The following is a 23,194-nucleotide window of genomic DNA, read 5'->3' on the forward strand; positions in this document are numbered from 1 at the left end:
CACAGTGGGCAGATTTCAACCCAGGGTGTCAAGCCTTTGCCGTCGATGATGAACGCATCCGGCGCTCAGGTCAAGCAGCGCGAGCATTTCGGTGTGGACGCGTCGCGCTCCGGGACTGCTCCCCCGGCGTCCTCGACCGACTGCTCGAACAGTGTGTCACCCTTGATGTGATCTGTGTTACCACGGGTCCGAGACGCCAGGAGGAGCCCGCCGTGCCCGCCGACCTCGCACCGCCGCGCCGCGAGCGCCCGGAGCTGAAGCCGACCCCCCACCTGCGGCCCGGCCGGCTGCTCGCGGGCTTCTTGACACTCGTCCTCGTGGTGGGCGGCGGATGGTTCGCCTGGAAGTACGTCGGGACCAACATCGTCGCCAAGCAGCGCCAGGGCGAGATGGCCGTCGCACTGGCCGACGACTGGTCGGGCAACCGCGGGGGCGACGCCACGACGGACACCGTCCGGATCGGCGAGGCGATGGCCGTGATGCGGATCCCGCGGTTCGGCTCCGACTTCGAGGTCCCCGTGGTCGAGGGCGTCGACGACTCAGCCCTGACCTCCGGGGTCGGTCACTTCCCCGACACCCAGCGCCCCGGGCAGCTGGGCAACTTCGCCGTCGCCGGCCACCGCATCACGAACGGGCAGCCCTTCAAGGACTTCCCCGACCTCCGGGCGGGTGACAAGGTCGTCGTCGAGACCCGGACGCACGTCTACACCTACGTCCTGGAGGGGTCCGGCACCGACACGATCGTGGACTTCAGCGACATCTGGGTGGTGCAGCCCGTGCCCGAGAAGGCCCGGCGCACCAAGAGCCAGCGGTCCCGCGCGAAGCCGACCCGAGCGATCATCACGCTGACCACGTGCTCGGAGATCTTCCACACCGACAACCGGTCGGTCGCCTTCGGCCGGTTGGTCGACTCCCGCCACGTCTGAGGTCCGGACGGGGTGAGATCGCCCCGGCTCAGGGCCTACGTCGTCGTCATCTCCGCGACCAGCCAGTCGCCGTCGACCTTCTGCATCCTCACCACGACCGACAGCGCGGCGGGCGATCCGGGCTTCCCGTCGAGCGTGCGGGACTGGTCGACGAACGCGAGCACGCGGACGCGCGAGTCCGAGCACTCCTGACCGCACTCGAGCGGGGCGATCGCACGCACCGTCGCCGTCACGTCGATCTTGCGCTGCTTGGCCGCCGAGGCGACCTGCGGTGCCAGCTGCTCGTACTCCTTGGCGAAGTCCGAGGTCATCCGCTCGGTGGCGGCCTCGAGGTCCTCGGTCACCGTCGCGTGCCGATAGCTGAGCGTCGACTCGAGCGCGGACGACGCCGCCGAGGTGGCCTTCTCGGCGGCGTCCACCCGTGCCTCGGCGTCGCCCTCGGTCTGGCGGACCGCCAGCGTCGCCACGACCGCGAAGGCCACCGCCGCGACGGCGAGCACGGCCAGGGTGGCGAGGACGATCCGGGCACGTCGTGACAGCGGGGCCCGTGGGGTCCGCGGCGCGCGTGGACGGGCCTCGGGAGCCGCCTCGACGGCGTCGCTACCACCCTCCTCGACGGACGGCTCGGGGCCCTCCACCGGCTCGTCGTGCTCGTCACCGGGCGTGGCGGGACGTCGCCGCTCCCCCGCGATCCGAGGCCGTCGGTTGCTCATGACCCGCTCCCCTGCGTCGGCGTCGGCGTCGGTGCGGCACCCGGGGCCGGCGTCGCGGCCGTCTCCACCGTCACGTTGGTGAAGCTGTCGACCAACCAGCGGTCTCCCTCACGGACCAGCGCGACACGCCAGCGGAGCCGAGGCTGACCCACCTGGACGTCCTTCGGCTCGGTCTCCACCGTGATCGCGGCGAGCACCTCGGCGCTGTCGTCGTCGATGCTCTCGATCGCCACCTGCTCGACGTTGCCCTTCGACACGATCCCCGTGTCGGCGAACTGTCCGAGCAGGTCCTTGGTCGACGCCTCGAACTGCACGGCGAGATCGTCGGTCAGCAGCGGCTTCACGCGAGCGACGTACGGGTCGAGGTCCTTGACGTCGTAGGAGTTGACGCTGGTCGCGAACTTCTCCGTCGCCGCCCGGACGTCCTGGCGGGCGGCCGCGTCGGCGTACGCCGGGATCTGCGGACCCCGCACGAGCGCGACGACGCCGACCACCACCCCGGCGACCACCACCGCCGCGAGCGCCACAGCGAGCAGGCGGGTGCGGGTCAGCGTGCGACCGCCGGTCCGAGCAGCATCCACTTCCAGGACTCCTTCCCGAGGTCCGGGGCGTCAGGGATCGTCGTCGTGCCGCCGACGTCCACCTGACCCGTCGCCACATCGTACGTACCGAGAACCTCGCTCTCGTCACGTGTCACCCCCGCGGGGCTCGTGCCCCCCTTGGCGGCGGCCGCGGACCGCGGCTGCGGCTCGGCGCACGCGAACGCACGCTGCCACGCCGTCGGGGTGCGGTCGAACGGCGTCCGCTGGCGCGACCGGGGCAGGTAGCCGGTCTCGCACGGGGCGTTCTCCGGCTGCAGCGAGAGGCTCATGCGCGCGGCGTACTGGCCGGTGCGCGAGTCCTTGGCGATGATCGAGAAGGCGCTCTCGACGCCGTACGGGGCGATGACGAGGACCCCACGGATCCCGTCGAGGCGTCCGCGCACCACGGTGTTGAGCCGGATCGCGTCACTGAGCAGCGACGCGATGTCGTCGGCGTTCTCGCTGAGGACGGTCCGGAGCGTGGCCGCGGTCGGGGCGCCCGTGTCGAGAACGGTGCGCAGGTCCTGGTCCGAGGTCCGCATGGCGGTCGAGAGGTCGCGCAGGTTCGTGGCGAACGCGCGGATGTCGTCCTGGCCGTCGACCTGGGTCTGGAGCACCGTGGTCGACTCGCGAATCAGGTCGGCGGTCATCGCGTACTTCTGGTCGGCCTTGGTGATGAACGAGCTCGTCGCGTCGATGGTGGTGCGGATGTCCTTGCCCGACCCCTCGAAGGCCGCCCCCAGCTCGGTGATGACGGTGCTGAGGTCGTCGGCGTCGACGGACGACAGCAGCCCGCTCACGTCGGTGATCAAGGTGCGGGTGTCGACCGGGACGCGGGTGCGCTCACGGGCGACCACGTCGTCCTCGCCGAGGAACGGCCCGGCGGCCCCCTCGGGCTGGAAGTCGAGGTACTGCTCGCCGACGGCGGACTTGTTGGCGACGACGACCGCGGTGTCAGCGGGGATCCGAGGCGCGTCCTCGTCGATCCGCACCTCCACGTCGACACCGTCAGCGGTCAGCCACATCTCCTTGACCCGGCCGACGCTCACGCCGCGGTACGTCACGTCGGCACCGGTGAAGATGCCGCCCGACTCGGCCATCTGGACGGTGACGGAATAGCCGCTGCCGCCGATCAGCCGGTCGAGCCGGGCATAGGTCGCCCCGACGTAGGCGATGCCCACGAGCGTGATCACGAGGAAGAGCACGAGCTGCACGCGTACGCGACGGGTGATCACGGCGCCACCACCGTCCGCGCCATCACGCCTGCGACGTCGTCACTGCGCAGGGCCGCCTTGAGCGACGCCCGCTCGGCCTCGGTCATGAGGCCGATGGTCTTCGTGAAGTCGGTGGTGAAGTCGAGGGACACGTTGGTGTAGTCGCCCATCTGGTACGCCGCCGCCTGCTCGGGGTTGTCTCCCAGCAGGCTGTCGGGGAACGGGAACGTCGGCAGCACCTCGAGCGAGCTGATCAGCGCGTCCCCTGCGGAGGCGAGGTTGTCCAGCACCGGGTTGAGCGCCTTCAGGTCTGCGACGACGGACTGCTTGGACTTGACGATGACCTCGGTGCCGACGCCGCTCAGCGTGTTGAGCGCTCCCAGCATGCGCACCAGGTTGGCCCGCTGCGCGTTCACGGTCTGGAGCGCTGCCGGCAGGTCGTCGAGGGCGTCGTCGATCGCGGACTGCTGAGTCCTGGTCGCCTTCGCGAGCGCGTCGATCTGCTCGATGGCGACGACGATCTCCTTCTTGGAGGCCTCGGCCGTGCCGACGAACTCGTCGAGGCGACGCAGGAGCGTGCGCATGTTGGCCTCTCTCCCGGTCGTGGCCGCGTTGAGCTCGCGGGCGATGACCTGGATCTTGTCCACCGCCCCGCCGTTGAGGACGAGCGAGAGTGCGCCGAGGACCTGCTCGACCTCGGGGGTGTGGCCCGAGCGCACCAGCGGGATGCGGTCACCCTCGGACAACCGGCCCTGCGCGCCCGAGGGAGGCGGGGCGAGCGACACGAACTTCTCGCCCAGGATGCTGGTCTGGCGGATCGCGGCGAGGGCATTGTCGGGGAGCTCGACGTCGCCGTTGACCTTCATCGTGACGACGGCCTGCCACCCGTCGAGCGCCACGTCGGTCACCCGGCCGACGGAGACGTCGTTGACCTTCACCGCGCTCTGCGGCACGAGGTCGAGGACGTCCTCGAACTCCACGACGACGGTGTACGGGTCGTCACCCAGGTCGGCGCCACCGGGGAGGGGAAGGTCTCCGACGCTGCCGCGTCCGCATCCTGCCGTCAGCACCAGAGCAGCCGCGAGCACCACCGCCGCCCTCGCGCGTCCGAACGTCTCACGCATCACGCCACCCCCATCAGAGCCACGAGACCGGCGTCGTCCGAGGCGTCCGCCCCACCGGCGTCGCCGGGTGCCGGCGGCTCGGCGGCCGGGGACGCGGCTCCGTCGGAGCTCGTACGCCTCGCCTGGTCGGCGAGCCACCACACCAGCTGATCAGAGAGGGCGTAGCACGTCGTCCTGTACTTCGGGTTCTGGTTGGAGGCCAGACCGCAGTAAGCCCCGACGTACACCGCTTCGGTGAGCGTGCGGTACCTGCCGTCGTCCTTGCGCAGGATGGTGGCGCGGGTGTCGAGGGTGCCCGTGGTCGGGTTGTAGGCCGTCGCCAGGTTGGACAGCGCCTTGGGCCCGCGGTCCAGGAGTGCGGCAAGGTTCTTGCGCTGGTCGGCGAGCGACTCGGTGACGTCGGCGAGCCCGTCGACGTTCTTGCGGAGGCTCGCACGGTTCTCGGCCACGTACGACTGGACCGTGCCAAGGGCCGCCGCCAGCTCTCGCAGGGCCGCCTGGAGGTCGTCGCGCTCCCCCGCCAGCACCGTCGACACGTCGGCGAGACTCGAGTTGAACGACCGCACCGAGGCGTCGTTCTGCTCGAGCGCCGAGACGAAGCGCTCGATCTTCTCCATCGACGAGAAGAGCTCGTCCTTGGACCCGTCGGCCGTCGTCGTCACCTTGGCGAGTGCGGCGATGCTGCGGCGGATCTCCTCGCCCCGGCCGTCGAGGTTGTCAGCCGACGTCTCCAGGAGCGTGCTCAGGGCTCCGTCGGCGTTCGCTCCCTGCGGACCGAGCGCCTTCGCCACCCGGTCGAGCGCCTCGTAGCTCTCGTCGAGCTCGGTCGGAGTGGCCGAGCGCTCCTGGTCGAGGTGAGCGCCGTCGGCGAGCTTGGGGCCGCCGGCGTACGCCGGCGTGAGCTGGACGAAGCGGTCCCCGACCACCGAGGGCGACACGATCACCGCGGTGACGTCGGCGGGCACCGCGTAGTCGGCGTCCCACGAGATCTTGACCCGGACGGTCGACCCGCGCGGCGTGATGGACTCGACCGTCCCGACGTCGACCCCGAGGATGCGCACGGTCGACCCCTCGTAGAGGGAGACGGTCCGGTCGAAGTCGACGGTCGCCGTCTGCTTCTCCGACCGTGGCAGCAGGATCACGACCAGGGCCGCGACGAGTGCGAGGACGAGCACCGCCGCGACGCCCTCGACGACGCGACGGGAGACCCGGGGGGCGCGCGTGACGTCGGCGCTCACAGTCCGTCCTCCAGTCCGAGGATGCTCAGCAGGTTGTAGAGGAACCCGTCGAGCCACGGTCCGTTGCCTCCGTTGCTCGCCACCATGGAGTAGAACGCCGGCAGCTGCTCGAGGGCCGACTCGATGTTCTTCTCGTTGGCCTTCAGGACCTTCACCACGCCGGCGAGACGGTCGAGCGCCGGCTTGAGGTCGGCCTTCGTGTCCGCGACGAGCTTCTGGATCTCGTCGGACATGCGGGTGACGCCGACCAGGACGTCGTGGATGGCCTGCCGGCGCTGGGTGAGCGCCTCGAACAGCACTCCCCCGTCCTCGAACAGCGACACGACCTCGGAGTTGCGGTCGGCGAGCACACCGGAGATGCCGTCGATGTTCTTGAGCAACGTCTTGATCTCGGCGTCCCGAGCGGCGAGGTTCTCCGACAGCGCGGTGACACCCCGGACCGCCTTCTGGAACTCCTCCGGCGTCTTCGACGTGACCTCTCCGAGGGTGCGCATCGCGTACGCCAGCTGGTCGGTGTCGATCTGCTGGGTCGTCTCGCTGAGGTCGGAGAACGCCTGGACGATGTCGTACGGAGGGGTCGTCCGCGAGGCGGGGATGACGCTCCCCGGCTCGAGGGTGCCGCCCCCTGCGGGCTCGAGGCTGACGTACATCGTCCCGAGCAGCGTCTTGATCCGGACCGATGCGCCTGTCGCCTTCCCGAGGCGGTCGCGCTCGTCCTTGATCCGGAACGACACGCGCACCTTGTCGCCCTCCAGCTCGAGGTCGTCGACCTCCCCGACCAGCACACCAGCCATCCGGACGTCGTCACCCTTCTTCAGGCCGCCGACCTCGGTGAACTCGGCGGCGTACGTCGGCCCGCTGCCGACCAGCGGCAGCTTGCTCGCCTGGCTGGCCACCACGAGGAACAGGGCGATCACGAGCACGCTCACCGCACCGACGACGGCGGCGTTGCGCTCGCGGAACGGCTTCATCGCACGCATCGGCTCACCCCTGGTCCCGTCACGGTCACGCGCCTGGTGGTCTTGAACGGGCGGGCGTTCTCCCACCCCGGCACCCCGCTCAACGACGGCAGCTTGCCGTCGATGCCGACGTCGCAGACGTAGAAGTTGAAGAACGAGCCGTACTGGCCGGTCCTGCCGATCCGGTCGATCTTGATCGGAAGGATCTGGAGGGTGCTGTCGAGGGCCTGGCGTGCACGCTTGGTGCCGATCTGTGCGGTGAGGTCCCGCAGGTGCGAGATGTCGGCGGTGAGGTCGGGCCTCACCGCGGTGAGGAGCCCGGCCGTCTCGTTGGTCAGCGACGCGATGTCGTCGAGCGAGCCGGTGAGGACCCCCCGGTCGTCCTTCAGCCCGGTGATGAGCTGCTGCAGGGTCGAGATCGTGCTGGACAGCTCGGCGTCGCGGGCGTTGAACGACTTGAGCACCGTCGTCAGGTTGGTGATCACCGACCCGATCAGGTCGTCACGGTCGGCGAGGGTCTGGGTCAGCGACGCGGTGTGACCGAGCAGCGACTCGACGGTGCCGCTCTCGCCCTGGAAGACCTGGATGAGCTCGTACGCCAGCTGGTTCGTGTCGTCGGGCGACAGCGCCTGGAAGAGCGGCTTGAAGCCGGCGAAGAGGACGGTGAGGTCGAGCGCGGGCTGCGTCCTCGACATCGGGATCGTGTCACCCGGCTCGAGGCGCCGGCTCGTCCCCTCGGCGCCCTCGGTGAGCGAGAGGTAGCGCTGGCCGATCATGTTGCGGTAGCGCAGCGTCGCCAGGGTGCTCTCTGTCAGGGTCACGTCGGAGTCGACGCTGAAGGTGACCTCGGCAGTCGCGTCGGAGTCGACCCGCACACCGACGACGTTGCCCACGCGCACCCCGGCGATCCGGACGTCGTCGCCCTCGACGAGGCTCGTGACGTCGGCGAAGACCGCCTTGTACTCCTTGGTGTCGAGGAACGAGACGTTGCCGATCACGACGGCGAGGATCCCGGTGAGCGTCCCGGTGACCACGAGGAACAGCAGCAGGCGGACGAGCGCTCCGCTGGTCTTGCGGTCGAGCCGGGGGTCGAGCGTACGGCGGCGTCGGCGGCGACTCATCCGAACGTCACCTCCGCCCCACGCAGCACCGGTCCGACCAGCGCCTGCGCGACGTCGGGCACGTCCTCGGCCGCCACACCCAGCGCCGGCGCGAGCACGGCATCGATCTGCTGCTCCTCGGCCTGCGAGCCGGCGGGGCTCACCCTGGCGGGTGCCACCAGCGGGGCGGCCTTGCCGAGCGGGCCGTCGATGCCCAGCTGGCGGAGCAGGGCGTTGCTCATGCCCGGAGCGGGCCGGGAGCCGTCGTACGGGGTCGAGGGCAGGGTCGAGCACGTCGGGTCGAGCGCACTCCCGCCCCCGCTGACCGGCGGGAGGTCGGCGGCGTCACGGCGGTCGTACGCCCGCGGCGAGCGCGCCGCGAACTCGACCGTGACGTGGGCCCGGTTGTCTCGGAACGCCGAGTCGATGCGCGGCTTGAGCCGGTCGACCCCCTTCAGCACGCAGCCGATGGTCGGGGCATAGTCGGCCAGCAGCTCGAGCGTCGGACGGGACTGACGCGCGAGCGTGATGAGGTCGTCGCCGGTCCGGTCGAGGAATGCGTCGGCGGTGGTCGCGAACGCTGCCGTCTCGACGAAGAGCGCCTGCAGCTGCGCCTTGCGGCCGGTCAGCGTGTTGCCGGTGACGACCGCGTTGCGCAGCGTCTGCCCGACCTCGGGCATCACGTCGGCGTAGGTCTGCGCCGTCTCGCCGAGGAGCGTGATGTCCTCGACGATCCGCGGGGCGAGCGGGGTGATCTTCTGGAGGTAGGCCTCGAGGGTCTCGAGGGATGCGCCGATCGCCTCCCCCTGGCCGTCCAACGCCTCGGCCACCGCGTTGAGCGTGTAGGAGAGGTCGGCCGGGTTGAGCGCGGTGAGGATCGGGTCCAGGTCCACCAGGAGAGTCTCGACCTCGGCCGGCAGGTCGGCCTGCGCGATGACGTCGCCGGACTCGATCGGGGTACCGGCCGAGGCCGCCACCGGTTGCAGGTCGACGAACTTCTCGCCGAACAGCGTCTTCGGCACGATGAGCGCCTCTACGTCGGAGGGGATGAGGGGCTGGTAGTCGGGGTCGATCATCAGGTGGATCGTGGCGCGTCCGGTGTCGGAGGTGATGTCGGAGACCCGGCCCACGATGACTCCGCGGAGCTTGACGTCGGCGTTGCGGTTGAGCTGCAGGCCGACGCTCTCGCTGCGGATGGTCACCGGGACGTCGCCGGAGAACTGCTTGGTGAACACCGCGTACGTCGCGTAGACCGCAAGGATCAGCAGCGCGAGCATGACGACACCCAGCGCGCGGAGGGCGCCCGGACGGTCGAGAGCAGGGGTGCGCGCCATCAGCCGGCCAGCCTCACGGTCGTCGTCGTCCCCCAGATGGCCATCGACATCATCAGGTCCACGACGTTGATCATGACGATGGACGTGCGCACCGCCCGGCCCACGGCGACGCCGACGCCGACGGGGCCGCCCGACGCGTAGTAGCCGTAGTAGCAGTGGATCAGGATGACGACGACGGCGAACACGATCACCTTCACGAACGACCACAGCACGTCCTCCGGAGGGAGGAAGAGCGTGAAGTAGTGGTCGTACGTCCCCGTGCTCTGGCCGTAGATCACCGTCACGGTCAGCCGGGTCGCGAAGTACGACGCCAGCAGGCCGACGACGTAGAGCGGGACGATCGCGACCAGACCGGCGATCACCCGCGTCGTCACGAGGTACGGCAGGGACGGCACGGCCATCACCTCGAGGGCGTCGACCTCCTCGGAGATGCGCATCGCGCCGAGCTGGGCGGTGAACCCGCAGCCGACGGTGGCCGCGAGCGCGATGCCCGCGACCAGCGGAGCGATCTCGCGGGTGTTGAAGTAGGCGGAGAAGAAGCCGGAGAACGCGCTGGTGCCGAGCTGGTCGAGGGCGGTGAACCCCTGGAGGCCGACCTCCGTGCCGGTGAAGAACGACATCGCGCTGATGACACCCACGGTGCCGCCGATGACGGCGAGCGCCCCGCGGCCGAACGTGACCTCCGAGAGGATGCGGAGGATCTCCCGCGGATAGTGCACGACCGTCCGCGGGACCCAGGCGATCACCCGCAGATAGAAGGCGAGGTGCCGCCCGAGCGCGTCCAGCCCTCCGAGGGGTCGCTGGTAGATCGCTCTCACGTCGGCCATGTCACAACGCCTTGGCCGGGACGAGCTGGAAGTAGAGCGCGCTCATCACGAAGTTCGCCATGAAGAGGAGCAGGAAGGTCACGACGACGGACTCCATCACGGCCTGCCCGACGCCTTGGGGGCCTCCGTCGGCGTTCATGCCCTTGTAGGCGGCGACGATCGCCGCGATGAAGCCGAACACGAGCGCCTTCGCCAAGCCCTGCCACAGGTCGGCGGTCTGGGCGAGCGCCGTGAAGGACGCGAGGTAGGCACCGGGCGTGCCGCCCTGGAGGACGACGTTGAAGACGTAGCCGCCGACCACGCCGACCACGCTGACCAGGCCGTTGAGGAAGACGGCGATCAGCATGCACGCGAGGACGCGCGGCACGACGAGCCGCTGGATCGGGTCGATGCCGAGCACCATCATCGCGTCGAGCTCTTCGCGGATCTTGCGCGCGCCGAGGTCCGCAGCGATCGCGGAGCCGCCGGCACCTGCGACCAGCAGCGCGGTCGCGATGGGTCCCGCCTCCCGGACCACGGCGAGGACGGCGGCGGAGCCGGTGAACGACTGGGCGCCGAACTGCTGGATGAGGCTGCCGGCCTGGAGCGCGATCACCGCACCGAACGGGATGGCGACCAGCGCCGTCGGGATGATCGTCACCGAGGCGATGAACCACGCCTGCTGGATGAACTCGCGCACCTGGAACGGCCGGCGGAAGACGCTGACCACGACGTCCGCCCCGAACGCGAAGAGCTTGCCTGCAGTCGCCAGCGGCGCCGTGATGACGGTTGCGGCACTCACACCGCACCGCCGGACCGGACCGGCTGCTGCACGCCGACCGCTCCGAGGGACGTCGCGTCGTCGAGGAAGGAGCCCGGCGGCGGCGTGACGCCGTGGGTGGCGCACCACGCGCCCGGCGGCGCCTGGGTCGGCCGCGGCCGGCCGTCGGACGGCAGCATCTGGAGCGGGATCGGGGGCAGCGGCGGAAGGGTGCTGTGGTCCTCCAGCGCCAGCTCGTCGGCGTCCTTCTCCTCGCTCATGCCGATGGGGCCGATGGTCTGGGCGTTGAGGAACTGACGCACCGCCGGCTCCTCGCTGGAGAGCAGCATCTCGCGCGGCCCGAACATCGCCAGGTGCCGGTGGAACAGCAAGCCGATGTTGTCCGGCACGGTGCGCGCCGTGTTGATGTCGTGGGTGACGATCAGGAACGTCGCCTCGATCTGGGCGTTGAGATCGACGATCAGCTGGTTGATGAAGGCCGTACGGACCGGGTCGAGACCGGAGTCGGGCTCGTCGAAGAGCACGATCTCCGGCTCGAGCACGAGGGCACGGGCGAGTCCGGCGCGCTTGCGCATGCCGCCCGAGATCTCGCCGGGGAGCTTGTCCTCGGCACCGACCAGGCCCACCATCGTCATCTTCTCCATGACGATCTCCCGGATCTCGCTCTCCGACTTGCGCGTGTGCTCGCGCAGCGGGAAGGCGACGTTGTCGAACAACGTCATGGACCCGAACATCGCGCCGTCCTGGAAGAGGACGCCGAACAGCTTGCGGATGTCGTAGAGGTCCCGCTCGGTGCACGTCGCGATGTCGGTGCCCTCGATGAAGATGTGGCCCTCGTCGGGCTTGAGGAGGCCGATGAGGGCCTTCAAGAAGACGGACTTGCCGGTGCCTGACGGTCCGAGCATGACGCTGATCTGCCCAGCGGGCAGGGTCAGCGAGACATCACGCCAGATCGTCTGCTTGCCGAAGGACTTCGTCAGGCCTTCGACGCGTACCTCGACTCCCATCGGAGCTCCTTCGGGGGGACGGGCTCCTCGACCGGCGAGGGGCCACAAAGGATCAGCAGGGGGACGTCAGGCCTTGGCGCGACGACGAGTGCGGACGGCGAGGGCGAGGCGACCTGCCGCGGCGATGCCGAGGAGGGCGATCAGGCCGACGCCGACCGGCGAACCCGTCGCGGGGAGCGCCGTGGTCGTGTACGGGGCGACGCCGGGATCGCCGTCGCCGCTCCCGGATCCGCCGGAGCCACCAGATCCGCCGGAGTCGTTGCCGGGGGCGTTCGCGGGCGGGTTGATCACCGGCGGGTCCTGGCCGGCGCCACCACCGCCGCCCGCGCCACCGCCGCCCGCGCCACCGTCGTCGCCGCCACCGTTGCCGCCGCCACCGGGCGTCCCACCGGTTCTCGGCAGCGGGCAGTCGGTCTGCTCGCAGCCCTCGCCGACGGGGATGGTGCCGATCACTCGGGCAGCCGCGGTGTCCTCGTTGCGGGTGCACGTCAGCTCGGTCTCGCTGATCGCGCCGATGACGGGCGGGTTGAGCTTGGCATTGAGCGTGAAGACCTTGGGCATCTGGACGTAGATCAGACCGTTCGAGCCCTCCGGGAAGTCAGGGACGGTGATCTGGTCGACGGTGCCCTTGGCCGGGATCAGCAGCTGGCCCGACGCCGGCACGGGAACCATCGGCGAGCTGAGGCCGCGAACCTGGGGCTCCAGCGTGTCGACGAGCTTGCCGCCGGCGGCGACACCCTGGAGCAGGACTGTGGACGTCGCCGCACCGCCGACCGTGGTCACCTCCATCTTCTCGCGGATACGGGTCACCAGCGCGGGAGGAAGGATGAGGTCGAGCTCAGCGGCCGTGGCGGGGATCGTGTCGCCCGACTGGACCGCGTCCGGGAGCGTGGTGCGCGCATTCACCAGGAACCGCTGCGGGCCGCCGAGAGAGGTGTTGATGATCTCGTTGTCGGACTCGCAGGTGTAGGCGACCTGGTTGACCGAGGCCGGCTGGGCGGCCGCGACGGGGGCCAGGGCGAGCATCGCCCCTCCCACCAGCGCTGCGGCGGCCATGAGCGCGGTCCCTCGACGTGCGGCGGCGCTGACGCGCATCCGGATCTCCTCCCAGAAGCGACCGTGTGGTCTCCGGGAGCAGCGGTGCTACTCCCGGGTAATAACCGTGACTGTAACCAGAAGTTGCATTGTGACACAACCCACAGAACCCGAACTGAGACCCTCCAGGTCGTGACCCAGGTCACGTCATGGGACCGACGTTACTCCCTGCCGAGCCCGGGATGTCGCACCTGCCCCAGGACGCGCGAACGGGCGCCCACCCCACAGGGGGGTGGACGCCCGTTCGACGAGCCTGGAGGACGTGCCTCCGTGCGCTGAGCGCAGCCTCAGAGAGCTGAGGTCACTTCAGCGTGACAGTGGCGCCGGCGCCCTCGAGGGACTCCTTGGCCTTGTCGGCGGCCTCCTTGTTGACACCCTCGAGGATCGCCTTCGGCGCACCCTCGACGAGGTCCTTGGCCTCCTTGAGACCGAGGCTCGTGAGCGCACGGACCTCCTTGATGACCTGGATCTTCTTGTCGCCGGCCGACTCGAGGACGACGTCGAACTCGTCCTTCTCCTCGACAGCGGCAGCCTCGCCGGCGCCGCCGGCGGCAGGAGCCGCGGCGACCGCGACCGGAGCGGCAGCGGTGACGTCGAAGGTGTCCTCGAACTGCTTCACGAACTCGCTGAGCTCAAGAAGGGTCATCTCCTTGAAGGCGTCGAGCAGGTCCTCGGTGCTGAGCTTCGCCATGGTTGGCGTCCTTCCTGTTGGGGACCCCGAGGGGGGGTCGGATACGTGATCGGGCCCTAGCCCTCGGAGCCCTCGGCCGCGGCCGGGGCTTCTTCGGTCTCGGCCGGAGCCGAGGGTGCGGGAGTCTCCTGCTCGACCTTGGTCTGCAGGGCTCCCACAGCACGCGCCGCCTGGGCGAGCGGTGCCTGGAACAGTGCGGCGGCCTTCGAGAGGTTCGCCTTCATGCCGCCCGCGAGTCGACCGAGGAGAACCTCGCGCGACTCGAGATCGGCAAGCTTCGTGATCTCGGCAGAGTCGAGCGCCTTCCCCTCGAGGAAGCCGCCCTTGATGACGAGCTTGTCGTTCGCCTTGGCGAAGTCACGCAGACCCTTGGCGACCTCGACCGGATCACCCTTGATGAAGGCGATGGCGGTCGGGCCGTTGAGCAGGTGGTCGACACCGTCGACACCGGCGTCGCGGGCCGCGATCTTGGTCAGCGTGTTCTTGGACACGGCGTAGTTGACGTTCTCACCGAGCGAGCGCCGCAGGTCCTGCAGCTGCTTCACGGTGAGACCGCGGTACTCGGTCAGCACAGCGCCGTTGGAGCTGCGGAACTCGTCCGCCAGCTCGGCAACCGCTGCGGCCTTGTCCGGTCGCGCCATGGTTCTCCTTCGTGTCGTACCCGCCGTGCGGCAGGCACCTGGTTCGTACGAAGGCCACCGGCGCAGCGAGCCCGGAAACGACGAACGCCCCGGCGCAGGGCACGGGGCGTGGCGCACGGTAGTGCGTCTCACTCGGTGAAACCTGCGCGGGCCGCCCGCGTGAGCGGGACCTTCGATCCGTGACACTCCCTTGCGGGCGAGTCGCGGACGACCGGCGGTCTTCGGCAACGTCCAGACTACGTGACCGAACCGCGCAGCACCAAATCGCCGGGTCAGCCGCCGAGCATCGACGACGCGTCTGTGACCTGGTCGGCCGGCGGTGCGGTGACCTCGACCTTCTTGCCCCAGTCGCTGAAGGTGATCTCGCTCTTGATCTGAGCGACGTCGAAGACGACCTTGCGCGGGAGGTCGTCCGGGCCGACCCAGTACTGGTAGGTGATCTCGTCGGGCAGCCTGGCGGCCGCCGAACCCTGGAGCTCGGTGATCTTGGAGGTGTCGAGCACCGCGTCGTAGCGCTTGGTCTCGACGCCGTCGATCATCTCGGTCTCGCCGGTGTCCTTGAGATCCTTCATGGCGCCCTTGAGCTTCTGGAGGCTCGCCGTCGGGTCCATCGACTCGCGCATCTGGTCGAAGGACCCGCCGACGGCGCCGGAGACGTCGTCGATGCCGATCTTCATCCACTTGCCGTCGGCCATCCCCTCGGCCTTGGTGTAGAGGGTGCCGTCGACCATGATGATCTTCATCGACTCCCCCGACATGTCCATCGACATGTCCATCGCGCTCTTGCGGGGGTCGCTCGCCGTCTTGACGTCCGCCTCGGCCTTCATCGTCTGACGGCCCCTGCTCATCGTCATCGTCAGCCGCGTCGTCTGGGCCTTCAGCTGGGCACCGGTGATCTCTTCGGCGAAGTTGCTCGTCGTGAGGACGGTGGCGCCGTCTCCCGCGCCGCCACCCGTCGACGACTCAGCGGCACCGGAGCCGCCGCCACCGTCGGCGGCCACGTCGGCGCTGCTTCCGCAGCCGGCGGTCAGGGCGAGAGCGAGGGCCGCGAGTGCGGTCGTCAGGGTTCGCGTGCGCATGCGTCCACGGTACCCCGCGGGACGATCATCCCGTCTTTCCTCTCCACCGGCCCTGGGAGGACGGGGAATGCAGCAGACGCCGCCTCCCTCAGGGAAGCGGCGCCTGCGGCGTCGTGCGTACGGCCTAGGAGGCCGTCACTCCTCGTCGGAGACGATGTTGCGGGTGCGGTTCGGGTCGATCGGGACGCCCGGGCCCATCGTCGTCGAGACGGTGACCTTCTTGAGGTAGCGCCCCTTCGAGCTGGCCGGCTTGAGCCGCAGGACCTCGTCGAGCGCGGCGGCGTAGTTCTCGGCCAGCGCGGTGGTGCTGAACGAGGCCTTGCCGATCACGAAGTGGAGGTTGGAGTGGCGGTCGATGCGGAACTCGATCTTGCCGCCCTTGATGTCCGAGACGGCCTTGGCGACGTTGGGCGTCACGGTGCCGGTCTTGGGGTTGGGCATCAGGTTGCGGGGGCCGAGCACACGACCCAGGCGACCGACCTTGCCCATCATGTCCGGCGTCGCGACGACGGCGTCGAAGTCGAGCCAGCCGCCCTGGATCTTCTCGACGAGGTCGTCGGAGCCCACGTAGTCGGCACCCGCCTCGCGAGCCGCGTCGGCGTTGGCGCCGGTCGCGAACACGAGGACGCGAGCGGTCTTGCCGGTGCCGTTGGGCAGGTTGACCGTGCCGCGGACCATCTGGTCGGCCTTGCGGGGATCGACGCCGAGGCGCATCGACACGTCGACGGTCGAGTCGAAGTTCTTCGACCCTGACTGCTTCACGAGCTCCATCGCCTCGAGCGGGGCGTACAGCGCGTCCTTGTCGATCTTCTTGGCGGCGTTCTCGTACGCCTTGCTGTGCTGAGACATTCTGGTTCTTCTCTCTCTACCAGTCGTGGTCGTCGGGCCCAGCTGGCCCTGCCACAGTTCGGTCGGTCGGGACGACGAGTCAGTCGACGGTGACGCCCATGGAGCGAGCGGTGCCGGCGATGATCTCCATCGCGGCGTCGATGTCGTTCGCGTTGAGGTCGGGCAGCTTGGTCTGGGCGATCTCGCGGACCTGGTCCTTGGAGATCGAGCCGACCTTGTCCGTGTGCGGGACGGACGAGCCCTTCTGCAGGCCCGCGGCCTTCTTGATCATCTCCGCAGCCGGCGGCGTCTTGGTGACGAAGGTGAACGACCGGTCCTCGTAGATCGTGATCTCGACCGGGACGATGTTGCCGCGCATGGACTCCGTCGCGGCGTTGTACGCCTTGCAGAACTCCATGATGTTGACGCCGTGCGGACCGAGCGCGGTACCGACCGGCGGGGCCGGCGTGGCGGCGCCGGCCTGGAGCTGCACCTTGACGAGGGCAGCGATCTTCTTCTTCGGAGGCATATCTCTTTTCCTTCTCGTGGTAACGGTGGGCCTGCCTCGGCCCTCCCACTGGTGGTGCTCGGGAGCACCCGTTCGAGCGGACCGGGCGCTCAGACCCGTTCGATCTGGGCGAAGCTGAGCTCGACCGGGGTCTCCCGACCGAAGATCTCGACGAGCGCCCGAACTCGCTGGGCGTCGACGTTCATCTCCGTGATCGTGGCGTGCAGGGTCGCGAACGGACCGTCCACGACCATGACCGAGTCGCCGACCGCGAAGTCGGTGAACTCGACCTTCGGCGCCTGCGCCTGCGCCGACGACGAGGCCGCTGCCGGCTGCTCGACCGCGGCCTGCGCCTCGATGGCGGGAGCGAGCATGCTCTCCACCTCGGCGAGGGTCAGCGGCACAGGCTGGTGGGCGTTGCCCACGAAGCCGGTGACGGACGGCGTGTTGCGGACCGTCGACCAGGACTCGTCGGTGAGGTCCATGCGGACCAGGACGTAGCCGGGGAGGACGGTGCGCTTGACCAGCTTGCGCTGGCCGTTCTTGATCTCGGCGACCTCTTCGGTCGGCACGACGATCTCGAAGATGTAGTCCTCCATGTGCATGGAGGTCGTGCGGTTCTCGAGGTTCGACTTCACCCTGTTCTCCATGCCGGAGTAGGTGTGAACGACGTACCAGTCGCCGAACTGGCTGTGGAGCTTCTCGCGGAACTCCGCGAGGGGGTCTGACGCGACGGCCTCGAGCTCGGGCTCGCCGTCGGTCTCCGCCTCGATGTCGGCGGCGTCCGCGGCCGCCGCGGCAGCCGCCTCCTCGTCGAGCGTGGCGTCGGCGATCAGCGCCTCTGCCTCCGGATCGACGGTGGCGCCCCGCTCGATCGCGGCGTCGGCGGCCAGGCCCTCGGTCACGTCCTCACCCTGGGCGAGGTAGGCGCCGTCGGTCGACGTCTCGGCGATCTGGTCCTCGACCTCGGGATCGATCGACGCCTCGCCCTCGAACTCGGCCTCCGCAGCCTCGGCCGGGCCCGGAATCTCGGGCTCGCCCTCGTCCTCCGAGCGGACGGCGAAGGGCTCGAAGGTCTGAGGGATGTCGGCCTCAAGCGCGTCGACGGCCGCGTCCATACCCTCCTGGATCTCCTGATCCTCGAGGTCGTTCTCGTCGAAGCTGAGCGGCGAGCGTGCGTCCTCGCCGATGAGGTCGCGGAGCTCGTCGCCCTCGTTCTCGTCGTAAGGCTGGGTCACAGCGCCTCTTTCCTCGTATCTTCTCGGCCCACGGATTCACGGCCCAGGGGCCACATCGACCCGTAGGTCAGACGAAGACCCAGAACATCAGCTTGCCGAAGCCGTAGTCCAGGCCCGCCACGATGGCCATCATGACGAGCACGAAGAAGAGCACGACGACAAAGTAGTTGGCGACCTGAGAACGGGTCGGCCAGACGACCTTGCGGAGCTCCGCGACGACCTGTCGGTAGAAGGTCACCGGAGACGTGCGGCCGGAGCGGGTGCTCTCGGACGACGCACTCGACGTCTCACTCATGTGACCGTTTCCCTTCGATCGTGGTGCCCGTCATCGGTCCGCCGTCGGGACGGACCGGGCGATTGTTGCAGGGCAGGAGGGACTTGAACCCCCAACCTTCGGTTTTGGAGACCGATGCTCTGCCAGTTGAGCTACTGCCCTTCGATGATCGCTCCCACCGCGCAGCCTTGCACTCCTGCAGCGACCGGAGGGCATGACAACACAGTGGAAACATCCACCGGTCGTCAAGTGTACGGGGTCGCCCGGCGTCGAGTCGAACCGGCTGGCACGATGACCGCATGGCCCTCGCCGACCGGACACCAGACGGGCGGGACTGACCCCGTGCCACGCTCGATCGACCGCCTCCCCAAGGCCCACCTCCACCTCCACTTCACCGGCTCCATGCGCCACCGGACGCTGGTCGAGCTCGCCGAGCGCGACGGTGTACGCCTCCCGGCCGCGCTGGTCGAGGAGTGGCCTCCGCGGCTGCGCGCGACCGACGAGAAGGGCTGGTTCCGCTTCCAGCGCCTGTACGACACGGCACGGTCGGTGCTGCGGACCCCCGACGACGTACGCCGGCTGGTGCACGAGGTCGCCGAGGACGACGCGGCCGAGGGCTCGGTGTGGACGGAGATCCAGGTGGACCCCTCCGGCTACGCGACGCTCTTCGGCGGGATCACCGCGTTCACCGACCTCGTGCTCGCCTCGGTCGAGGAGGCCAGCGCCACGTACGGCATCGGGATGGCCGTGGTCATCGCGTCGAACCGCACCCGGCACCCGCTCGACGCACGCACGCTGGCGAGGCTGGCGGGACAGTACGCGGGACGCGGCGTCGTCGGCTTCGGCCTCTCCAACGACGAGCGTCGGGGCGACACCGCGGCGTTCGCGCCGGCGTTCGCCATCGCGCGGCGCGCAGGACTGCGCAGCATGCCCCACGGCGGCGAGCTGCGCGGCGCGGCGAGCGTGACCGCCGTGCTGGAACACCTCCACCCCGACCGGATCGGGCACGGCGTGCGGTGCGTGGAGGACCCTGCGGTGCTGGCGGCCGTGGCCGAGGCGGGCATCACGCTGGAGGTGTGCCCGTCGTCCAACGTTGCTCTCGGCGTCTACGACACCTTCGAGGAGGTGCCGGTGCGTACGCTGATGCAGGCCGGTGTGGGTGTCGCTCTCGGCGCCGACGACCCGCTGCTCTTCGGATCCCGTCTGGCCGGCCAGTACGCCGCGCTCCGGGCGGCGCAGGACTTCAGCGACGAGGAGCTGGCCGAGCTCGCCCGCATGTCGCTGCGGGGTTCGTACGCCCCCGCGGGGCTCCGCGACCAGGCCCTGGCCGCGATCGACGCCTGGCTCGCCGCTCCCACGGACCAGCCCTGAGGGCGTTCGCGGCGTCCGGAGCCGGCGCCGCTCAGAGCTCGGCGCCGACGAGCACGGGCTCGTTCTGGAGGCGGACGCCGAACGCGTCCTCGACCCCGTCGCGGATCTCGCGAGCCAGCGCCAGCAGCTCGTAGCCCGTGGCGCCCCCGCGGTTGGTGAGCGCCAGCGTGTGCTTGCCCGAGACGCGTGCCGCGGTGGTGCCGTAGCCCTTGCCGAAGCCGGCGTGCTCGATCAGCCACGCGGCGCTGGTCTTGACCTGGCCGTCGGGCTGGGCGAAGCGCGGGGCGCCCGCCGGCAACGACGCGGCTTCCTCGGCCGAGAGCACCGGGTTGGTGAAGAACGACCCGGCGCTCCACGTGTCGTGGTCGTCGGGATCGAGCACCATGCCCTTGGCGGCGCGCAGCGCGAGGACGGCCTCGCGGACGTCGCGCAGCGGCACCCGCTCGCCCACCTCGACGCCGAGGGCCCGAGCCAGCTCCGCGTACCGCACCGGTCCGGCCAACGACCCCAGACGGAGCTGGAAGGTCACGTCGAGGACGACGAAGCGGTGAGGGTCCTGCTTGAAGCGGCTCGTGCGGTAGCCGAAGCCGCAGTCGTCGGCCGCGCAGGTGACGACCCGCTGCTCGACGCGGTCGTACGTCCGGACCCGGGCGATGGTCTGCGAGACCTCCTGCCCGTACGCGCCGACGTTCTGGATCGGTGTCGCGCCGACCCTTCCGGGGATGCCGGAGAGCGTCTCGACACCGACCCACTCCTCGGCGACCGCGTGGGCCACGAAGTCGTCCCACACCTCACCGGCCGCGACGGTCAAGGTCGCTCCGCTGCAGGGGTCGACGTCGGCCTCCAGGCCCTGGGTGCGCACGAGCACGACCGTGCCGTCGAAGCCCTCGTCGGCGACCACGACGTTGCTCCCGCCGCCGAGCAGCAGGACGGGCTCGCCGGCCTCGTCGAGGTCGTGCACGGTGTCGACGAGATCGTCGACGCTGGTCACCTCGACGATGTCGCGGGCCGGCCCACCGATCCGCAGCGTCGTCAGTGGGGCGAGGACGTTCAGGTCACGCATCGAGAGGGCTCCCAACATGACACCGGGGTCCGCGCCGAGAAGGCGGGACCCCAGTGGAGTGTGTGACGTGCGACGTCGCAGGCGAAGGTCAGCGGGTCTCGCGGTGGACCGTGTGACGACGCTCGTGCGGGCAGAACTTCTTGAGGTCGAGGCGATCGGGATCGTTGCGACGGTTCTTCTTGGTGATGTAGTTGCGTCGCTTGCACTCGGTGCACGCCAAGGTGATCTTGGGACGGATGTCAGAGCTCTTGCTGGCCACGAGTCTGCCTCTTCTTCGGTGGAACTGCTTCTGTCGTCTGTTCTGTAGCGGGGGCGGGACTCGAACCCGCGACACCACGATTATGAGCCGTGTGCTCTAACCACCTGAGCTACCCCGCCATACGTCCGCCCGCACCCTGCCGGGACCGAGCGGAGGGAGCGGGTGAGACTCAGAGCCCCTTTACGGAATCGAACCGTAGACCTTCTCCTTACCATGGAGACGCTCTGCCGACTGAGCTAAAGGGGCGATCGGCGAACCGGATGAAAAGATACACGGCCGCGCGCCGGAACCGAAATCCGGGGGTCCCCTCCATGACCTGAGTCGTCCCGGTGCGTGAGTTCGGTCACGTCGACGTTGGTGCGGCCTGGGACGATGGAGGCATGTTCCGGGCACGTACGGCCGCGCTGGTTGCCGCCTCGCTGGCACTCGCGGCGTGCACGGCGAGCGGCGGCTCCCCACGCGAGGACGAGGGTACGAGCGGCACCCGCACCACGAGCTCACCGTCGCCGGCCGCGCGCGGCACGACCGTCCCTGGCGCCGACTGGGCTCGGACGGACGCGGCCGCCGCGGGCTTCGACGGGGCCGCCCTGCGGGCGCTCGACCGACGACTCGAGGCCGACGGCACGTCGTGCTTCGTGGTCACCCGCGACGGGGAGGTCGTGCACGAGGCGTACTTCGGCGACAGCACCGCCGACTCCATGGGGCCCACGTTCTCCGTGACGAAGTCCTTCACGTCGTTGCTGGTCGGGATCGCGGCGGACGAGGGGTTGCTCGACCTCGACGACCGGGCGTCGGACTACGTCTCCGAGTGGAAGGGAACGCCCGCCGCGCGCGTGACGGTCCGCGACCTCCTCGCCAACGTCTCCGGCCGCCACTGGGACTTCGTGAGCGACTACCAGCAGCTGGCGCTCGCGGCCCGCGACAAGACGGCGTACGCGATCGGGCTCACCCAGGACGCGCGGCCCGGAAGGGTCTGGCGCTACAACAACGCGGCGATCCAGACCCTGGACGAGGTCCTGACGAAGGCGACGGGGACGAAGCCCGCCGCGTACGCGAGAGAGAAGCTGCTCGACCCGCTCACGATGTCGAGGACCTTCTGGGGCGAGGACCCCTCGGGCAACACCACCATGTTCTCGGGCGTGAACGCCTCCTGCCTGGACCTCGCCCGCCTCGGGCTCCTGACGATGCGCGACGGCCGGTGGGGCGCGACCCAGGTGGTCTCGGGGGACTACGTGGGGCAGGCGACGGGCAGGTCCTCCTCGCCGCTCAACGCGGCGTACGGGCTGCTGTGGTGGGTCAACCGCAAGGGACCCGTGCTCGGTGCGCTGACGGCCACCGATCCCGGCGCGGACCGCCAGGGAGGGGCGGCGACCCGCAAGGGCGGGCGCCTGGCTCCGGGAGCACCCGCCGACGCCTTCTGGGCGCTCGGGCTCGGCAAGCAGGTCGTGGCCGTCGTCCCGTCCGAGCGGATCGTCGCCGTACGGATGGGAGCCGCACCGCAGGACCCGGACGCGCTGACGCCCGGCGCGTTCACCTCCGACGTGCTCGCCGCCCTGCGCTGAGGCGTCCGCCTCACCAGGGCTGGATGCCGTCCTCGTCACGGAAGGTGCCGGTCGGGCCGCTGTCGGGCAGCGTCGCCAGCGCGAGGAAGACCGCCGCACCCTGCTCGGGCGTACGGGTCCCCTGGTGGCCGTTGAGGTCGGTCGCGACGAAGCCCGGGCACCCCGCGTTGACCAGGATCCCGGTGCCGGCGAGCTCCTTGGCGTACTGGACCGTCACGGCGTTGAGGTAGGACTTGGTCGGCGAGTAGACCGCCGAGACCGGGCCGACCGCGGCGGCTTGCGCGGTCTGCAGAGTGAGGGAGCCGACCGTGCTCGACACGTTGACGATGCGTGGCGACGTCGCCCGACGCAGCATCGGCAGCACCGCGTTGGTGACCCGGATGACGCCGACCACGTTGGTGTCGACCACCGACAGCACCTGCTCGGCGCTGACCTTGCTGGGATCCTGCGGCATGCCCCCGGTGATGGCGGCGTTGTTGACGAGTACGTCGAGCCCACCTCGCGCTTGAAGCTGCGCAGCCGCGGCCGCGACGCTGACATCGTCGGTCACGTCGAGGGGGACGCCGAACACGTCGAGCCCGTCAGCCCGAAGCTTGTCCACGGCGTCGGCGCGCCGGACCGCGTCCCGTGCGCCGACGCCGACGCGGAACCCGAGGCGGGCCAGACCCGCGGCGATCTCGTAGCCGATCCCCTTGTTGGCGCCGGTGACCAGCGCTGTTCTCTTGTTCTCGTTGCTGTTCTCGTTGCTGTTCTCGTTGCTGTTCTCTGGCATGCCTCGATCGTGTGCTCGCGACGTCGTCGA

The 23,194-nt window shown here is 69.8% G+C and carries 25 protein-coding genes and 3 tRNA genes; 3 read left to right on the forward strand and 25 right to left on the reverse strand.

What is annotated here, in order from left to right; translation table 11 throughout:
* Positions 1–212: 212 nt before the first annotated feature.
* A complete protein-coding gene (locus KV102_RS03730; protein WP_308290218.1) occupies positions 213–926 on the forward strand; it encodes a class E sortase in 714 nt (237 codons plus the stop codon).
* A gap of 35 nt (positions 927–961) precedes the next feature.
* Here the strand turns inward: KV102_RS03730 and KV102_RS03735 are convergent, their stop codons facing one another.
* From KV102_RS03735 to KV102_RS03830, 20 genes are all read right to left on the reverse strand, one after another.
* Positions 962–1,639, reverse strand: coding sequence for a hypothetical protein (locus KV102_RS03735; protein ID WP_220345328.1), 678 nt, complete (start codon positions 1,637–1,639; stop codon positions 962–964).
* Entirely contained in the window at positions 1,636–2,220 is a 585-nt protein-coding gene (locus KV102_RS03740; protein WP_220342079.1) for a hypothetical protein, read from the reverse strand. Before KV102_RS03740 ends, KV102_RS03735 begins: the two co-directional genes overlap by 4 nt.
* Entirely contained in the window at positions 2,187–3,455 is a 1,269-nt protein-coding gene (locus KV102_RS03745) for an MCE family protein (protein ID WP_220345329.1), read from the reverse strand. The genes KV102_RS03740 and KV102_RS03745 overlap by 34 nt, the downstream gene beginning before the upstream one ends.
* Entirely contained in the window at positions 3,452–4,558 is a 1,107-nt protein-coding gene (locus KV102_RS03750) for an MCE family protein (protein ID WP_220342081.1), read from the reverse strand. Before KV102_RS03750 ends, KV102_RS03745 begins: the two co-directional genes overlap by 4 nt.
* Positions 4,558–5,796 (reverse strand): MCE family protein, encoded by a 1,239-nt coding sequence (locus tag KV102_RS03755; protein ID WP_220345330.1) that lies wholly within the window; start codon positions 5,794–5,796, stop codon positions 4,558–4,560. The genes KV102_RS03750 and KV102_RS03755 overlap by 1 nt, the downstream gene beginning before the upstream one ends.
* Positions 5,793–6,776, reverse strand: a complete 984-nt coding sequence (locus KV102_RS03760; RefSeq protein ID WP_220342083.1) for an MCE family protein — start codon at positions 6,774–6,776, stop codon at positions 5,793–5,795. Before KV102_RS03760 ends, KV102_RS03755 begins: the two co-directional genes overlap by 4 nt.
* Complete coding sequence (locus KV102_RS03765; RefSeq protein ID WP_220345331.1) at positions 6,764–7,876, reverse strand: MCE family protein; 1,113 nt, start codon at positions 7,874–7,876, stop codon at positions 6,764–6,766. The genes KV102_RS03760 and KV102_RS03765 overlap by 13 nt, the downstream gene beginning before the upstream one ends.
* Positions 7,873–9,189 carry an MCE family protein gene (locus tag KV102_RS03770; RefSeq protein WP_220345332.1) on the reverse strand — a complete coding sequence of 439 codons (1,317 nt, stop codon included), beginning with the start codon at positions 9,187–9,189 and terminating at the stop codon, positions 7,873–7,875. Before KV102_RS03770 ends, KV102_RS03765 begins: the two co-directional genes overlap by 4 nt.
* The gene (locus KV102_RS03775; RefSeq protein ID WP_220342086.1) at positions 9,189–10,016 is read right to left on the reverse strand and encodes an ABC transporter permease; all 828 of its coding nucleotides are present in this window, start codon (positions 10,014–10,016) and stop codon (positions 9,189–9,191) included. Before KV102_RS03775 ends, KV102_RS03770 begins: the two co-directional genes overlap by 1 nt.
* Position 10,017: 1 nt before the next feature.
* On the reverse strand, positions 10,018–10,797 hold the full coding sequence (locus KV102_RS03780; protein ID WP_301021467.1) for an ABC transporter permease: 780 nt from the start codon (positions 10,795–10,797) through the stop codon (positions 10,018–10,020).
* Positions 10,794–11,783 carry an ABC transporter ATP-binding protein gene (locus KV102_RS03785; protein ID WP_220342087.1) on the reverse strand — a complete coding sequence of 330 codons (990 nt, stop codon included), beginning with the start codon at positions 11,781–11,783 and terminating at the stop codon, positions 10,794–10,796. The genes KV102_RS03780 and KV102_RS03785 overlap by 4 nt, the downstream gene beginning before the upstream one ends.
* Before the next feature lie 66 nt (positions 11,784–11,849).
* Entirely contained in the window at positions 11,850–12,878 is a 1,029-nt protein-coding gene (locus tag KV102_RS03790; RefSeq protein WP_220342088.1) for a DUF6801 domain-containing protein, read from the reverse strand.
* Between the two features lie 301 nt (positions 12,879–13,179).
* Positions 13,180–13,569, reverse strand: a complete 390-nt coding sequence (rplL, locus tag KV102_RS03795; RefSeq protein WP_220342089.1) for a 50S ribosomal protein L7/L12 — start codon at positions 13,567–13,569, stop codon at positions 13,180–13,182.
* Between the two features lie 56 nt (positions 13,570–13,625).
* Positions 13,626–14,210: a 50S ribosomal protein L10 gene (rplJ, locus tag KV102_RS03800; protein ID WP_220342090.1), complete on the reverse strand. Its 585-nt coding sequence runs from the start codon at positions 14,208–14,210 to the stop codon at positions 13,626–13,628.
* Positions 14,211–14,482: 272 nt separating this feature from the next.
* Positions 14,483–15,289, reverse strand: a complete 807-nt coding sequence (locus KV102_RS03805) for a DUF6612 family protein (RefSeq protein WP_220342091.1) — start codon at positions 15,287–15,289, stop codon at positions 14,483–14,485.
* 135 nt (positions 15,290–15,424) lie between these two features.
* A complete protein-coding gene (gene rplA / locus KV102_RS03810) occupies positions 15,425–16,138 on the reverse strand; it encodes a 50S ribosomal protein L1 (protein WP_220342092.1) in 714 nt (237 codons plus the stop codon).
* Positions 16,139–16,217: 79 nt separating this feature from the next.
* Positions 16,218–16,646, reverse strand: a complete 429-nt coding sequence (gene rplK, locus KV102_RS03815; protein ID WP_220342093.1) for a 50S ribosomal protein L11 — start codon at positions 16,644–16,646, stop codon at positions 16,218–16,220.
* A gap of 89 nt (positions 16,647–16,735) precedes the next feature.
* Positions 16,736–17,530, reverse strand: coding sequence for a transcription termination/antitermination protein NusG (gene nusG / locus KV102_RS19470; RefSeq protein WP_374106975.1), 795 nt, complete (start codon positions 17,528–17,530; stop codon positions 16,736–16,738).
* A gap of 400 nt (positions 17,531–17,930) precedes the next feature.
* Positions 17,931–18,158 (reverse strand): preprotein translocase subunit SecE, encoded by a 228-nt coding sequence (secE, locus tag KV102_RS03825; RefSeq protein WP_220342094.1) that lies wholly within the window; start codon positions 18,156–18,158, stop codon positions 17,931–17,933.
* A 68-nt stretch (positions 18,159–18,226) separates the two neighbouring features.
* Positions 18,227–18,299: transfer RNA gene (locus tag KV102_RS03830), tRNA-Trp, on the reverse strand.
* 180 nt (positions 18,300–18,479) lie between these two features.
* On the opposite strand from KV102_RS03830, the gene KV102_RS03835 reads away from it, so the two are divergent.
* Positions 18,480–19,508 carry an adenosine deaminase gene (locus KV102_RS03835; RefSeq protein WP_308289303.1) on the forward strand — a complete coding sequence of 343 codons (1,029 nt, stop codon included), beginning with the start codon at positions 18,480–18,482 and terminating at the stop codon, positions 19,506–19,508.
* Positions 19,509–19,539: 31 nt separating this feature from the next.
* Here KV102_RS03835 and KV102_RS03840 read toward each other — a convergent pair whose 3' ends face one another.
* The 4 genes from KV102_RS03840 to KV102_RS03855 form a co-directional block, all read right to left on the reverse strand.
* On the reverse strand, positions 19,540–20,571 hold the full coding sequence (locus tag KV102_RS03840; protein ID WP_255560554.1) for a UDP-N-acetylmuramate dehydrogenase: 1,032 nt from the start codon (positions 20,569–20,571) through the stop codon (positions 19,540–19,542).
* An 88-nt stretch (positions 20,572–20,659) separates the two neighbouring features.
* Positions 20,660–20,830 (reverse strand): 50S ribosomal protein L33, encoded by a 171-nt coding sequence (gene rpmG, locus KV102_RS03845; RefSeq protein ID WP_139088538.1) that lies wholly within the window; start codon positions 20,828–20,830, stop codon positions 20,660–20,662.
* A gap of 45 nt (positions 20,831–20,875) precedes the next feature.
* A tRNA-Met gene (locus KV102_RS03850) sits at positions 20,876–20,949 on the reverse strand.
* Between the two features lie 54 nt (positions 20,950–21,003).
* Positions 21,004–21,076, reverse strand: a tRNA-Thr gene (locus tag KV102_RS03855).
* A gap of 134 nt (positions 21,077–21,210) precedes the next feature.
* Between KV102_RS03855 and KV102_RS03860 the strand changes: the two genes are divergently transcribed.
* The gene (locus tag KV102_RS03860; protein WP_220345335.1) at positions 21,211–22,392 is read left to right on the forward strand and encodes a serine hydrolase; all 1,182 of its coding nucleotides are present in this window, start codon (positions 21,211–21,213) and stop codon (positions 22,390–22,392) included.
* A gap of 10 nt (positions 22,393–22,402) precedes the next feature.
* Here KV102_RS03860 and KV102_RS03865 read toward each other — a convergent pair whose 3' ends face one another.
* Positions 22,403–23,164, reverse strand: a complete 762-nt coding sequence (locus KV102_RS03865; RefSeq protein WP_220345336.1) for an SDR family NAD(P)-dependent oxidoreductase — start codon at positions 23,162–23,164, stop codon at positions 22,403–22,405.
* Positions 23,165–23,194: the final 30 nt, after the last annotated feature.

This window comes from Mumia sp. zg.B53 (assembly GCF_019550935.1).
In the GTDB taxonomy this organism is placed as follows: domain Bacteria; phylum Actinomycetota; class Actinomycetes; order Propionibacteriales; family Nocardioidaceae; genus Mumia.